Origin of the sequence: Pseudomonas sp. SIMBA_068, assembly GCF_046534705.1 — a bacterium.
Taxonomy (GTDB): Bacteria; Pseudomonadota; Gammaproteobacteria; order Pseudomonadales; family Pseudomonadaceae; genus Aquipseudomonas; species Aquipseudomonas putida.
The window spans coordinates 1-272 of sequence record NZ_JAWRYI010000506.1 but is presented as its reverse complement, the minus strand read 5'-3'; the positions used below and the strand labels follow the sequence as shown (position 1 = coordinate 272).

The following is a 272-nucleotide window of genomic DNA, read 5'->3' as shown; positions in this document are numbered from 1 at the left end:
CTCAACGTTGTACCCGAGATTTACTGCGGTGCCTGGGGCGACGAGACAGTTGCAAATCTCATTAGTCAGTGACTTAATGCGTGCAGCATTTGCGCAATTGACAGTCACATACGTGATCCCATCGTCTTCGAGAACTTTTTTATAGAGCCATGATTTTCCGTTGCCGCTTTCACCAAAAATTAGTGTGTGGGAGTTTCGCTTGAACGCCCTCGAAAGCTCCAGCTCGAGCCGGGGGCGGTGCACGTACATATTCACGTTCACTTCGCTGCGCC

Annotated in this window: 1 protein-coding gene; it reads right to left on the bottom strand. The window is 50.7% G+C overall.

The genetic code is table 11. The annotated features are described in order from the left end of the window. Window positions 1–249 (bottom strand): AAA family ATPase (locus SB756_RS30155; protein ID WP_410913247.1); only part of this gene is annotated, 249 nt, incomplete at its 3' end. Between the last annotated feature and the right edge of the window lie 23 nt (window positions 250–272).